Here is a 12,599-nt window from a genome sequence, read left to right on the forward strand (position 1 = left end):
GTGCCGTCCCGGTTACTGGGGCAGCGTCTCCTCGAAGGGCGAGGTCTGGGTGGGGGCCGGGGCGCCGAAGGCGGGCTGCGAGCTGCTGGCCGCGGCGTCCATGCGCGGGGCGATCATGATCTCCAGCGTGGTGCTGAAGGTGTCGTCGAGGATGTTGATCACGCAGTCGCGGTCGGGCTTCTCGAAGACCATGATGGTCCGGTTGTACTTCATCTTGCTGCGCAGGCGCCAGTTGTCCTTGGGCAGCTCCTTCTCGAAGAAGTTCGCCAGGGACACGGCGTCCACCCGGCCCTTGTAGACCACGATGCCGGTCTTGAACTGCGGGGTCTCGAAGACGAAGGAGGACTTGCCCTGCAGGCTCAGCTCGTTGGGGATGAGCACATCGTCGAACTCCTGGTAGGAGCCCACGGGGTTGGTGGTCGGGGCGGGGCGGCTGGCGGTCTGGGATTTGCCCTCGCTGTGGTCGCTGAGTACGGACTGGCAGCCGGTGGCGCCCAGCAGGGCGATGATTGCCAGGACGGTCAGAAGTATCCTATGCATGTCTCCTCCTTTGGGGGTCCGGGGGGGGGCGGCCGCGCGCCCGGCGGCCGCGCAGGACGGTGCGCCACGGCACCGGCGCAGACACCCTACCCGAGACCCGCGCAAAGTTCAACGCAACCCGGCCCCCCCGCGACCGGCGGCGGCGACCGCCTCCGCGCGCCCGGCGGCCCGGCAAACCGGAGCCTATGTCCACCCGCATGCACGACGATATTCCCGAGGATTTCCGCCTCAGTTCCTACACCTACGACCTGCCCGAGGAGCGCATCGCCCAGGCGCCCAGCCCCCGGCGCGACGCCTCGCGCCTGCTGGTGCTCGACCGTGCCTCCGGAGCCATGGCCATCGACACCTTCGCGTCCATCGTCGGGCGTGTGCCCGAGGGGGCGCTGCTGGTGGCCAACAACTCGCGGGTGCTCCCGGCGCGCGTGTTCGGGCACAAGCCCTCGGGCGGGCGGGTGGAGTTCCTGCTGCTCACGCCGCTGCCCCTGCTCCTGGAGGCCGCCCGCGAGGACGGGCGGGGAGGCTTCGCGGCCCAGGCCGAAGGGCTGCTGCGGGCCTCCAAGGGCCCGCGCCCGGGCGAGATCGTGCGCTTCGACGAGCATTTCGCGCTGGACGTGCTGGAGCGCGGCGAGTTCGGCCGGGCCCGGGTGCGTCTGCGCTGGCGCGGCGATCTGGCCGGGCTGTTCCTGCGCCTGGGGCACTACCCCCTGCCGCCCTACATCCGCCGCCCCGACACCCCCGAGGACGCCAAACGCTACCAGACGGTCTACGCCGCCGAAACCAAGCTCGGCTCCGTGGCCGCGCCCACGGCCGGGCTGCACTTCACCCCCGAGGTGCGCGCGGCCCTGGCCGCGCGGGGCGTCGGCTGGGCCGAGGTCACGCTCTACGTGGGCTACGGCACCTTCAGCCCCGTGCGCTGCGCGGATATCCGCGAGCACGTCATGCACCGCGAGTACGTCGAGGTTTCACAGGAAACAGCCGCGGCCGTGGCCCGGGCCCGGCGCGAGGGCCGCCCCGTGGTGGCCGTGGGCACCACGTCGGTGCGCGCCCTGGAGGGCGCCCACCGCGCCACGGGCTCCATCGCGCCCTATACGGGCTGGACGGACATCTACATCACCCCGGGATATGCGTTCACGACGGTGGACCATCTGCTGACCAATTTCCATTTGCCAGAGTCCTCGCTGCTTATTATGGTTTCGGCTCTCGCCGGGCGGGGCCCCATCCTGCGGGCCTACCGGCATGCCCTGGACAACGGCTTGCGCTTTTTCTCCTACGGAGACGCAATGCTCATTCTCTAGAGCCCCCGTCGGCGGAACGGCGCGGGGCCAAGGCCACCTTCAAAGGAGTCTCCACGATGTCACGAATCGAGGTCCGGGAAGACCGCTGCAAGGGGTGCCTGCTGTGCACCACGGTCTGTCCCGTGGAGATCATCGTGCAGTCCGAGCGCTTCAACGCCCAGGGCTACAAGGTGATCGAGGTCAAGGACATGGACTCGTGCACGGGATGCGCCTCGTGCGCCAGGATGTGTCCCGACATGTGCATTACCGTGTACAAGACAGCCAAAGCCGCAAAGGAGTGAACCATGGCTCCTGAAAGAGTCTTCATCAAGGGCAACGAAGCCATTGCCCAGGGCGCGCTGGACGCGGGCTGCCGCTGCTTCTTCGGCTATCCCATCACCCCGCAGAACGACATCCCCGAGTTCCTGTCCAAGGCGCTGCCCGAGGCCGGGGGCGAGTTCGTGCAGGCCGAGAGCGAGGTCGCCGCGGCCAACATGCTTCTCGGCGCCGCGTCCACGGGCGTGCGCTGCATGACCTCCTCGTCCAGCCCCGGCATGTCCCTCAAGCAGGAGGCCATCTCCTACATGGCCGGCAGCGAGCTGCCCGCCGTGGTGGTGAACATGAACCGCGGCGGCCCGGGCCTGGGCGACATCGGCCCGGCCCAGGGCGACTACTACCAGTCCACGCGCGGCGGCGGCCACGGCGACTACCGCCTGCTGGTCCTGGCTCCGGCCACCTGCCAGGAAGCCTACGACCTGACCATCGAGGCCTTCGCCCTGGCCTTCAAGTACCGCAACCCGGTGCTCATCCTGGGCGACGCCATCCTGGGCCAGATGAAGGAGCCCATCGCCCGCCGCGACAGCGTGGAATACGACGACGCCTCGGCCTCGTGGCACCTGGACGGCAACGCGGGGCGCGACAAGCGGCTCATCAAGTCGCTGTTCCTGGACGAGGGCGCCCTGGCCGGGCAGAACCGCCATCTCATGGCCAAGTACGCCGCCATGCGCGCCGAGGTGCGCTGCGAGGAGTTCCAGACCGCGGACGCCGAACTGATCGTCTGCGCCTACGGCTCCATCGGGCGCATCGCCAAGTCGACCGTGCGCAAGCTGCGCGCCCGGGGGCTCAAGGTCGGCCTCTTGCGGCCCATCACGCTGTACCCCTTCCCCGACGCGACCCTCGCGGCCCTGGCGGACCAGGGCAAGCGCTTCCTGACCATCGAGCACAACTGCGGGCAGATGGTCGACGACGTGCGCCTGGCCATTCGCACCAAGGCCGATTCGGACTTCTTCGGCGTCATGCCCGGAGAGCTGCCCAACCCCGACGATCTGGAAGGGCCGATCCTCAAGAGCCTGGAGGGCTAGCCATGCAAGCCGCTGAAAAACTCGTCTTCAAGACGCCGGACGTGATCATCGACCGGCCGACCCACTATTGCCCCGGCTGCCAGCACGGCACCGCCCACCGCATCGTGGCCGAGGTCATCGACGAGATGGACCTGGCCGGGAAGACCATCGCCGTGGGCTCCATCGGCTGCTCCGTGTTCCTGTACAACTACCTGAACGTGGACGCCGTGGAGTCGCCCCACGGCCGCGCCCCGGCGGTGGCCACCGGCGTCAAGCGCGCCCGGCCGGACAAGACCGTGTTCACCTATCAGGGCGACGGCGACCTGGCCTCCATCGGCATGGCCGAGATCATGCACGCCGCCAACCGCGGCGAGCGCATCACCGTGATCTTCGTCAACAACACCGTCTACGGCATGACCGGCGGCCAGATGGCGCCCACGACCATGATCGGCCAGGCCACCACCACCTGCCCCGGCGGGCGCTGCGCCGAGCGCGAAGGCCTGCCCATCAAGATGGCCGAGATCATCGGCATGCTCGGCGGCGTGGTCTTCTGCGAACGCGTGGCCGTGAACACCATCAAGAACATCGCCCGGGCCAAGAAAGCCGTGCGCAAGGCCTTCGAGTGCCAGGAACAGGGCCTGGGCTTCAGCTTCGTGGAGTTCCTGGCCACCTGCCCGACCAACTGGAAGATGAGCCCGGTGGACGCCAACAAGCGCGTGACCGAGGAACTGATCCCCTACTTCCCCCTGGGCAACATCGTGGACCGCACCGGCGGCGGGGAGGACAAGTAGATGCTCTACCAGGACGTTATCATGGCCGGCTTCGGCGGCCAGGGCGTGATGCTCATCGGCAACCTGCTGGCCTACGCGGGCATGCACCAGGGCCTGAACGTGACCTATATCCCGGTCTACGGGCCCGAGATGCGCGGCGGCACGGCCAACTGCACCGTGGTCGTCTCCTCCGAGGACATCGGCTCGCCCATCATCCGCACGCCCAAGTCGCTCATCCTCATGAACCGCCCGTCCCTGGACAAATTCCAGCCCCGGCTGGAGGACGGCGGCGTGCAGATCGTCAACTCCTCGCTCATCGACCCGGCCCTGGCCGAGACGAAGCGCGTGCGCAGCGTATTCGTGCCCTGCAACGCGGTGGCCGACGGCCTGGGCAACACGCGCATGGCCAACATGGTCGCCCTGGGCGCCTATGTACAGGCCACGGGCGTCATGCCCATCGCCGCCGTGCAGGACGCCCTGCCCAGCGTCATCTCCTCGCGCTACGCCAAGCTCATCCCCAAGAACGCCGAGGCCATCCAGGCCGGGGCGGATATCGCCGCCAAGGCCTGACCCGCACGCGGCACCGGCCTTTCGGGCGGCGGACCTCCGGGTCCGCCGCCTTTTTTGTTCCGCCTGCGTCCGCCGCCCCGCCGCCCGCCCGGGGTGGACAGGGCCCGCGACCCCGTGCTAGTGGTCCGAGAATGGCCCTTTCCCAGCAATTCCACGCCTCCCGGGCCTTTCCCGACATGCGCTCATGGATCTGCCACCTCCTCGGAACGGAGCAATCATGACCCCGAAGACCGCCACCCCGCAGTACGGCATCATCGGCCATCCCCTGGGCCACACCCTGAGCCCGGCCCTGCACAACTGGGCCCTGGCCCGCGCGGGCCTGCCCGGGGAGTACCGGGCCTGCCCCCTGGAACCTGCCGGTCTGCCCGCCTTCATGGACGGAATGCGCGACGGTTTTTGGACCGGGCTGTCCGTGACCATCCCGCATAAGGTCGCGGTCATGGAGTTCCTGGACGACATTTCCCCGCGTGCCCGGCGCGCCGGGGCCGTGAACACCGTGTACCGCGACGGCGGGCGCCTGCTGGGCGACAACACGGACGTGCCCGGATTCCTGGCGCCGCTGCGGGCCCTGAACGCCGCGCCGGAGTCCGCCCTCGTGCTCGGCGCCGGGGGCGCGGCCCGGGCCGTGCTCGCCGGGCTGGCCGAGCTGGGCGTGCCCCGCGTTCTCGTCACCGCGCGCTCCCTGCCCAAGGCCCAGGCCCTGGCCGCCGCATTCGGCGCCCAGGCCACCCCCTGGGAGCAGCGCGCCAGCGCGCCGCGCGCCGAACTCGTGGTCAACACCACCCCCCTGGGCATGCGCGGCGTGGACCAGGGCCAGTCGCCCTGGCCCGCCACCGCGCTCTTCACCCCGGGGCAGATCGCCTACGATCTGGTCTACAATCCCCGCCAGACCGTGTTCCTGGCCCGGGCCTGCGCCATGGCCGCCCGGATCATCGGCGGCATGGAGATGTTCCTGCATCAGGGCAGCGAGCAGTTCCGCCTCTGGACCGGCAAGACCTTCGACCTGCCCGCCGCCCGCACCCTGATAAGCGAACTGCTGGGCCGGAAATAGGCGGCGGCCACGGCAGGCGCGCCCGGGCGGCGCCGGAGGGTGCGCCTGCGGCGACGCGCGGCACGCGGCCGCCGCCTCCAGGCCCTTCGCGTACCGGCTCCTGCGCCTCGCGCGATCCGGGAACCGTGCCGAAGCGCCGCGAAGGGCGGGGAGCCGACAGGCCCGGCGGGCACAACTCGCGGGATCGGCGCTCCCCGCCGGTTGAAAATCCGACCGCCTGTTCAAACGCGCCGGACACCGGGAGAATCGCCGCATCGTCGGCCATCACGTCGAACGCCCCGCCCGAAACGCCTGGACGCCGGGAGCACTCCAGGGCGAAGCCGGACGGGGCGGGTCCGTTTCACCTTGCCGTGCAAGCTTTTTCTCTGCTATGCAACAGCCATGGATACTCCATCTTCAGGCCCGCGGGCCCGCTGTTTCCCGTGGAACACGCCCTGGCGTCGCGCCCGTGGCGGGCCGGGGCACCGGCTTCTCCTGGCTGCGGTATTGCTCGCCGTGGCCCTGTTTTCTCACGCCGGTGCGGCCCTGACGGCCGTCCCCGCACCCGCTGCGCCCGGCGCATCCCCGGCGCCTCCGGCGGCAACCGCGCCAGACACGGCCGAGCGCCTCGCGGCGTTCCCGGTGCTGCATGCCGCGGTGCGCGGGCCCATCACCCCGGCCACGGAACAACTGCTGAGCCACGCTCTGGCCCGGGCGGAGGAGGGCGGCTACCAGGCCCTGCTGCTGGAGCTGGACACCCCGGGCGGCCTGGTGACCTCCATGCGCGCCATGGTCAGCTCCATCCTCGGGGCACGAATTCCCGTGCTGCTGTGGGTCGGCCCGAATGGCGCCCGGGCCACGTCGGCGGGGGTTTTCCTGGTGGCGGCGGCGCATGTGGCGGCCATGAGCCCGCAAACGACCATCGGCGCGGCCAGTCCGGTGGAGATGGGCGGCAAGGATGTGGACCCGACCATGGCCGAAAAGATCAAGAACGACCTCATGAGCTACGTGCGCGGGCTGGCGGAATCGCGCGGACGCAACTCCGCGTGGTACCAGGACGCCGTGGACGCGGCGGTGAGCGTCACGGCCCAAGAGGCCGTGATGACCGGCGTGGTGGAGATGCTCGCCGATTCACCCCGGGACATGCTGGCGCAATTGGCCGTGCGCGGCATCCCCGCACCCGGGGGCACGCTGCGCTTCGACCCGCAGGGCGTCCGCCTGGACAGCTACGACCCCGGGCTGCGCCACCGGATGCTCTCCTGGCTGCTCGACCCGCAGATCGCCTACCTGCTGCTGCTCGGCGGTATTGCAGGGCTGTTTTTCGAATTCACCACGCCCGGAGCCATTCTGCCCGGCGTCCTCGGCGGGCTGAGCCTTTTGCTGGCGCTGTACGCATTGTCCATCCTGCCGACAAGCACCGCGGGCATCCTGCTCATTCTTTTCGCCGTGGTCCTGTTCGTCCTGGAAATTTTCGTCACCAGTTTCGGTATGTTGTCCATCGCCGGGCTGGTGGCCCTGTTCCTGGGGTCGCTTATCCTCATCACGCCCACGCCGGGGCTGGAAGGGGTGCCCCTGGCGACGATCATCGTCACCGTCACCGCCGTTGCGGCCATCATGAGCCTGTGCCTGGTGCTCATTACCCGCGCTCAGCGGCGGCGTGGCATGCACGGCCTGGATGCGATGATCGGTCTGACCGGGCGTATTACAAAATGGGATAGGCAGGAAGGGCAGGTATTCGTGCGCGGTGAATCATGGAAGGCCGTGTCTTCCGGGGAGCAGGCCCTGGCCGTGGGCGATCGGGTCAGGGTCGTGGCGGCCCGGGGCCTGACCCTGACCGTGGCCCCGGAAAACCAGGACGCCCGGGAGAGCAGCCCCTCCCAATAGCCTGCCCCAGGCGACCCTCCCACGGAACGCGGGCGACCGACGCGGCGGGACCGCCGTGACGCTTGCGGCTGCACCGGGCGCCTTCCCGAGGAGGTGCCGGCCACAGGCAAACCAACGGACTCTTGCCGCGCACCGAAGGGGAGCAGGGCAGCAAAGCCCGCAGGCACAGGCGAAGCCGCACGCGGCACGGCGGAACACCAGACGATCAAATACAACCATCTAACAACAGCGAGGCTGCCATGTTCTTCACCTGGCTCCCGGCACTGGTCATCATCGTCCTGTTTCTCGGCGCCGCTCTGCGTGTGCTCAACGAGTACGAGCGCGGTGTCATCTTCCGCCTTGGGCGCATCATCCAGGCCAAAGGCCCGGGGCTCATCATCCTTATCCCGGTCATCGACCGCATGACCAAGGTCAGCCTGCGCATCGTGACCCTGGACGTGCCCAGCCAGGATGTCATCACCCGCGACAACGTGAGCATCAAAGTCAATGCCGTGGTCTACTTCCGGGTGGTCGATCCCGTACGGGCCATCGTGGAGATCGAGGACTATATGTTCGCCACCTCGCAACTGGCGCAGACCACCTTGCGTAGCGTCTGCGGCGGGGTGGAACTGGACGACATCCTGGCCCACCGCGACAAGATCAACCTCCAGATCCAGGAAATCCTGGATCAGCAGACCGATCCTTGGGGCATCAAGGTCAGCACCGTGGAGCTGAAGTACGTGGACCTGCCCCAGGAAATGCAACGTGCCATGGCCAAACAGGCCGAAGCCGAGCGCGAACGACGCGCCAAGGTCATCAACGCCGAGGGCGAGTATCAGGCCGCGACAAAACTTTCCGAGGCTGCCGCCATCATCAGCAAGCATCCGGAAGCCATGCAACTCAGGTACTTACAGACTATGCGCGAGATGACCTCCGAAGCCAAGGCCTCCACGGTCCTGCCCATTCCTCTTGATTTTTTCCAGTTCCACTGGAAGAGTGGCGTGCGGCAGGGAGCCCCCCAGGCCGCCCCTGTTTCCCGTGAAACATCAGAAGACGCGTAACCTGGCCGGGGCGGAGTGCCGCCCCGACCTTCACTCAATCCAGGACTGGACGTATGAAAATTCTTGTCACCGGTGCGGCTGGTTTCATCGGCTACCATCTCAGCCTGCGGCTGCTTGGCGAGGGCCACACCGTGGTCGGGCTGGACAACCTGAACGACTACTACAGCGTGGACCTCAAAAAAGCCCGGCTGGCCCAACTGCTGGACCACAAGGCCTTCACCCACGCCAACATCAACCTCCAGGACGCCGAGCCCATGGAAGCCCTGTTCCGCAAAGAGGGCTTCACCCACGTCATGAACCTGGCGGCCCAGGCTGGCGTGCGCTACAGCATCATCAACCCGCGGTCGTACATCGATTCCAACTCCACCGGCTTCCTGAACATTCTCGAAGGCTGCCGCCATACGAAAGTCGAGCATTGCGTGTTCGCCTCGTCCAGCTCCGTCTACGGGCTGAACACGACCATGCCCTTCTCGGTGCATCATAACGTGGACCACCCCATCAGCCTCTACGCCGCCACCAAGAAGAGCAACGAGCTGATGGCCCACTCCTACGCCTATCTCTACAAACTGCCCTGCACGGGCCTGCGCTTTTTCACGGTCTACGGCCCCTGGGGCCGCCCCGACATGGCCCTGTTCCTGTTCACCAAGGCCATTCTCGAGGGCAAGCCCATCAACGTCTTCAACCACGGCAAGATGCGCCGCGACTTCACCTATATCGACGACATCATCGAAGGCGTGGTCCGGGTCATCAAGCACACAGCGACCCCAAACCCGACCTGGACCGGCGCCACGCCAGACCCCAGCTCCTCCTGCGCGCCCTACAAAATCTACAACATCGGCAACAACAACTGGGTCGAGCTGGGCACCTTCATCGAAACCGTCGAGAAGGAACTGGGCATGACCGCCGTCAGGAATTACATGGACATGCAGCCCGGCGACGTTCCGGCCACCTACGCCGATGTGGACGACCTCATCGCCGACGTGGGCTTCAAGCCGGCCACGAGCATCGAATACGGCATCAAACAGTTCATCGCTTGGTACCGGGATTACTACAAGGTTTGAGTCCCGCTCTGGAGCCTGGGCGCCGACAGTCGCCCAGGCTCCAGGCGCTCTGTGCCTTTCTGCGCACAGCAAATCGGCCCAGGCGCAGCAGACCGCAGGGCGCGACTGACCTCGAAGGGGGAGGCCTTCGCGGAAGTGGCACGGACGATCCAAGTCACCGTGCCGTCGGAACGCCGCCCGAACGAACCTCCCACATGAGCGGGTCGCGCCGAGGCAGACGACAGCAGAACCGGCCTTGTCACCCGCCCGGGCCGCCCGCACAGGGCGCAGAAGACGGGCAGCGCGCCGACAAGCCGGTAAGCACCGTCGAACCGGCCTCCATGTTTCACATGAAACACTCCGGCCAGGAGAGGTCCACCGTGTCGCGTATCATCGTCGTAGCCAATCAGAAAGGTGGCGTGGGCAAGACAACCACGGCGGTGAACCTCGCCGCCAGCTTGGCCGTCATGGAAAAAAACGTCCTCGTGGTGGACTGCGACCCGCAGGCCAACGCCTCCAGCGGCTTTGGTGTCTACCCCGAGCAGGTCAAAGAAAACCTCTACACCGTGCTCGGCGATCCGGCCCAGGCCCGCAGCGCCATCTACAAGACGAGCATCCCATTCCTCTCCGTCCTTCCGGCGCACCAGGATCTCGTTGCCGCCGAGTTGGACCTCGTGAACCAGCCGCGCCGCGAATATTTCCTGCGGCAGGTCGTGGAGCCGCTGGCCGACGACTACGATTTTATCATCCTCGACTGCCCACCGTCCTTGGGGCTGATTACCCTGAACGCCCTGTGCGCCGCGCGCGAGGTGCTCATTCCGCTGCAATGCGAATATTTCGCCCTGGAGGGCATCGCCAAGCTGGTGCAGACCTACAGCCTCGTGCGCAAACGCCTGAACCCGGACATCCGTCTGCTCGGTGTGCTGCTGACCATGTACGACCTGCGCAACCGCCTCTCGCACCAGGTCAAGAACGAAATCCGCAAGACGTTCCCGGACTACCTGTTGCAGACCATCGTGCCGCGTAACGTGCGCCTGTCCGAAGCGCCGAGCTTCGGCAAGCCGGTCATCAGCTACGACATCCACTCCAAGGGTGCCATGGCGTACCTGCAACTGGCGCAGGAAGTGGTCGGCAGACAGGCGCACTAGAAGAATGCGGAGCGGCTTGCAGCCTTCACACGCAGCAGGGCAGGGCGGAATCCCGAAAGGCGAAAAACAGCGTGAGAGCGCAAGCGCAACGGCTTCGACCAACCTCGCCGCGGGCTCGACCGGGGAACGACCGGGTACCCAGGGCAACGCCCTGAAGAGCGCGGCCAAACGGAACGCCTCAGGCAACCGTGAGCCTGCGGCCCGGCCTGACGCAACGCCGCATCCGGGCACCGCGAAGGGCCCCGGAGCAGTCAGCCGGAAGAAGCGGTCCGTGCAGGCAAGGCACAGCGCGTAGTGAGAGAGGAGCAACTGTTCAGGACCAGAGCGGCCAGAGGGGCGTAACGCCCTGACAGCAATGCCCGATCCCGGCCCCACTGGCTCCGCGAAGCCCGCCCCCGGGCGCGGTCGACGGCCCGGACGGCGCCACGCGGCCCACCGGGTCCGGGCGCACGACGCCGCAAAACTGCGGCAGGCACGGCACGGCACGGCGAACCGCTCCGCCGCCGCTATTTTGCGAAGGGAGCGGTCTGGACCTTGACGCCGTCCTTGAAATGGCGCTTGGTGACCCGGGCGCGGCACGCTTGGCACTCGAAGCTGACCAGCCCGCCGATGTTGCAGGCCTTGAGGCGGAACAGGCGCGGCTCGTCAGCCTGCCAGTCGGCGCTCTGGGCGCCGCAGTGGCCGCAGGTCACGGCGCGGTCCAGCGGGTAGGGCAGGTCCCAGTAGGCGAGCAGGTCGTCCCAGTCCTTCATGGGCTCGGGGAAGGCCTCCTCGGGCTGCTCGTCCGGCTGCCCGGCGGCGCGCTGGAGCACGGGCAGAATCTCGGCCTGGACCTCGGCCCACAAGGCGGCGGAAATGAAGACGCCAAAGGGCTGGCCCTGGTCGTCGTGCAAAATGGCATACGGGCGTTCGGACACGGGATTCCTCCTGGTGGGGTGGCCCGGCGAGCCGGGCGGCTGCGAACTACGTAGTTGAATGTGAACGATTGTCAAGGAGAGTAGACATGTCGGCCAAGCGCGGATTGGGTCGAGGACTGGACGCCCTGTTGCAGGGTTTCGGCGAGGGCCTTGGCGCCCCGGAAATCGTCCAGGTTCCGGCGGGCAGAATTCGCCCCAACCCCAAACAACCCCGGCGCGACTTCGACGAGGCCGCCCTGGCGGAACTGGCCGAGTCCATCCGCACCAACGGTGTGCTCCAACCCATCCTGATCCGCCCTGTGGACGACCCGGACCACCTCTACGAGCTGGTGGCCGGCGAACGCCGCTGGCGCGCCTCGCAGCTCGCCGAGCTGGCCGAGCTGCCCGCTATCGTACGCACCATGACCGACGAGGAAAGCCTGGCCATCGCGCTCATCGAAAACCTCCAGCGCGAGGACCTCAATCCCATCGAAGAGGCCCTGGGCCTGCAACGCCTCCAGGAGGAATTCGGCCTGACCCAGGAACAAATGGCCGAAAAGGTCGGCAAGAGCCGCCCGGCCATTGCCAACATGCTGCGCCTGACCCAACTCCCCGACGCCATCCAGCGCGACATCCGCACCGGAGCCATGACCGCCGGGCACGGCCGGGCCCTGCTGGTGCTTACCGGCTCCGACGACCAGGAGGCCATGCGCCAGCGCATCGTCGAGCGCGCCCTGTCCGTGCGCGAGGCCGAGGCCATGGCCGCCTACTGGAAGCGCACCGGCGTTCTGCCCGGCGAGGAAGGCAGCGCCCGTCCCGCCGCCTCCGGCCCGGCCCGGGCGCGCAAAGGCGCCGCCTCGGCCCTGCCCGAGGCCCTGCGCGAAGCCATGGAAGACATCGAGGCCGTCATGGCCGTGCCCGTGGCCCTGCGCGGCGGGCTGGACAAAGGCCAACTCGTGCTGCACTACTCCAGCCTCGACGAGTTGAACGGCATCCTGCGGACCATCGGCGTGCCGCTGGTCGAATCCGCCACCACCCGCGCGGACGCCGACGAATAACCCCGGCAA

The 12,599-nt window shown here is 67.7% G+C and carries 13 protein-coding genes; 11 read left to right on the forward strand and 2 right to left on the reverse strand.

The window, feature by feature from the left end; all coding sequences use genetic code 11:
- Positions 1-12: 12 nt before the first annotated feature.
- The gene (locus ACZ5KV_RS07985) at positions 13-540 is read right to left on the reverse strand and encodes a hypothetical protein (protein ID WP_464238776.1); all 528 of its coding nucleotides are present in this window, start codon (positions 538-540) and stop codon (positions 13-15) included.
- Positions 541-737: 197 nt separating this feature from the next.
- Here ACZ5KV_RS07985 and queA point away from each other — a divergent pair, with 197 nt between their 5' ends.
- From queA to ACZ5KV_RS08035, 10 genes are all read left to right on the forward strand, one after another.
- Positions 738-1,835: a tRNA preQ1(34) S-adenosylmethionine ribosyltransferase-isomerase QueA gene (gene queA, locus ACZ5KV_RS07990; RefSeq protein WP_464241821.1), complete on the forward strand. Its 1,098-nt coding sequence runs from the start codon at positions 738-740 to the stop codon at positions 1,833-1,835.
- 56 nt (positions 1,836-1,891) lie between these two features.
- Positions 1,892-2,116, forward strand: a complete 225-nt coding sequence (locus tag ACZ5KV_RS07995; RefSeq protein ID WP_464238777.1) for a 4Fe-4S binding protein — start codon at positions 1,892-1,894, stop codon at positions 2,114-2,116.
- Positions 2,117-2,119: 3 nt separating this feature from the next.
- Positions 2,120-3,175, forward strand: a complete 1,056-nt coding sequence (locus ACZ5KV_RS08000; protein WP_464238778.1) for a 3-methyl-2-oxobutanoate dehydrogenase subunit VorB — start codon at positions 2,120-2,122, stop codon at positions 3,173-3,175.
- 2 nt (positions 3,176-3,177) lie between these two features.
- Positions 3,178-3,945 (forward strand): thiamine pyrophosphate-dependent enzyme, encoded by a 768-nt coding sequence (locus ACZ5KV_RS08005; RefSeq protein ID WP_464238779.1) that lies wholly within the window; start codon positions 3,178-3,180, stop codon positions 3,943-3,945.
- A complete protein-coding gene (locus ACZ5KV_RS08010) occupies positions 3,946-4,494 on the forward strand; it encodes a 2-oxoacid:acceptor oxidoreductase family protein (RefSeq protein ID WP_464238780.1) in 549 nt (182 codons plus the stop codon). It begins immediately after the preceding gene.
- Positions 4,495-4,711: 217 nt separating this feature from the next.
- Positions 4,712-5,545, forward strand: coding sequence for a shikimate dehydrogenase (aroE, locus tag ACZ5KV_RS08015; RefSeq protein ID WP_464238781.1), 834 nt, complete (start codon positions 4,712-4,714; stop codon positions 5,543-5,545).
- A gap of 621 nt (positions 5,546-6,166) precedes the next feature.
- On the forward strand, positions 6,167-7,408 hold the full coding sequence (locus tag ACZ5KV_RS08020) for an NfeD family protein (RefSeq protein ID WP_464238782.1): 1,242 nt from the start codon (positions 6,167-6,169) through the stop codon (positions 7,406-7,408).
- A 239-nt stretch (positions 7,409-7,647) separates the two neighbouring features.
- Entirely contained in the window at positions 7,648-8,448 is an 801-nt protein-coding gene (locus tag ACZ5KV_RS08025) for a slipin family protein (RefSeq protein ID WP_464238783.1), read from the forward strand.
- A gap of 53 nt (positions 8,449-8,501) precedes the next feature.
- The gene (locus tag ACZ5KV_RS08030; protein ID WP_464238784.1) at positions 8,502-9,509 is read left to right on the forward strand and encodes an NAD-dependent epimerase; all 1,008 of its coding nucleotides are present in this window, start codon (positions 8,502-8,504) and stop codon (positions 9,507-9,509) included.
- 359 nt (positions 9,510-9,868) lie between these two features.
- Positions 9,869-10,636, forward strand: a complete 768-nt coding sequence (locus tag ACZ5KV_RS08035; protein ID WP_464238785.1) for a ParA family protein — start codon at positions 9,869-9,871, stop codon at positions 10,634-10,636.
- A gap of 506 nt (positions 10,637-11,142) precedes the next feature.
- On the opposite strand, the gene ACZ5KV_RS08040 is transcribed toward ACZ5KV_RS08035, so the two are convergent.
- Positions 11,143-11,553 (reverse strand): hypothetical protein, encoded by a 411-nt coding sequence (locus ACZ5KV_RS08040; RefSeq protein ID WP_464238786.1) that lies wholly within the window; start codon positions 11,551-11,553, stop codon positions 11,143-11,145.
- A gap of 86 nt (positions 11,554-11,639) precedes the next feature.
- Between ACZ5KV_RS08040 and ACZ5KV_RS08045 the strand changes: the two genes are divergently transcribed.
- The gene (locus tag ACZ5KV_RS08045) at positions 11,640-12,590 is read left to right on the forward strand and encodes a ParB/RepB/Spo0J family partition protein (protein ID WP_464238787.1); all 951 of its coding nucleotides are present in this window, start codon (positions 11,640-11,642) and stop codon (positions 12,588-12,590) included.
- The last annotated feature ends 9 nt before the right edge of the window (positions 12,591-12,599 follow it).

This window comes from Desulfocurvus thunnarius (assembly GCF_055390965.1).